The following is a 298-nucleotide window of genomic DNA, read 5'->3' on the forward strand; positions in this document are numbered from 1 at the left end:
GTCGACTTCGCGCCGGTGCCGCCGCGCTACCGCAGCGCCTTCTTCGCCCACGTGTTCCCCGGTGGCTATTCCTCGGGCTACTACGCCTACATCTGGAGCGAAGTGCTGGCGGCCGACGCCTTCGCCTTCGTCACCGAGCAGGGCGGCCTGAACGCCGAGCTGGGTGCGGCCTACCGGCAGGGCATCCTGTCGCGCGGCGGCACCGAGGACCCGATGGAGATGTACGTGAAATGGCGCCGCAAGCAGCCGGACGCCGAGAACCTGCTGTACCGCCGCGGCCTGAAGAACAAGAGCGACG

General features: G+C 68.8%; 1 protein-coding gene. It reads left to right on the plus strand.

Annotated features, from left to right (window positions below; genetic code table 11):
- Positions 1-298, plus strand: a 298-nt coding sequence (locus FLQ44_RS23040) for a M3 family metallopeptidase (protein ID WP_147696192.1), incomplete at both ends; no start/stop codon positions are given.

The organism is Vogesella mureinivorans (assembly GCF_007644035.1).
Lineage (GTDB): Bacteria > Pseudomonadota > Gammaproteobacteria > Burkholderiales > Chromobacteriaceae > Vogesella > Vogesella mureinivorans.